The sequence below is a fragment of the Pseudomonas sp. SIMBA_067 genome (genome assembly GCF_046534675.1).
In the GTDB taxonomy this organism is placed as follows: domain Bacteria; phylum Pseudomonadota; class Gammaproteobacteria; order Pseudomonadales; family Pseudomonadaceae; genus Aquipseudomonas; species Aquipseudomonas putida.
The window spans coordinates 1-240 of the sequence record NZ_JAWRYH010001240.1; the positions used below are offsets into that span (position 1 = coordinate 1).

Below are 240 nucleotides of genomic sequence, written 5' to 3' on the forward strand. Positions count from 1 at the left end.
GTCTTGAAAAAGGACGCGATTCTAACAGGCTAGCGCGCGCAAGGCTAAAGGGAAGGGCGGATCAATTCGAGACTGTGGCGCTGTCCGGCCAGATAATCATCGATGCAGCGGATAATCAACTCGCTGCGCCAGTCGTCGCGCAAGGCCATCAGCTCGTCGCGGGTCAGCCAGCGGGCGCGGAGGATGCCTGCGTCGAGTGAATAGTCCGGGTGATGTTTGAGTGCCTTGGCGATGAAGCAG

At 59.2% G+C, this 240-nt stretch carries 1 pseudogene; it reads right to left on the minus strand.

The window, feature by feature from the left end:
* Positions 1-44: 44 nt before the first annotated feature.
* Positions 45-240: pseudogene (locus tag SB765_RS33255) on the minus strand (NUDIX hydrolase); the annotation flags it as partial.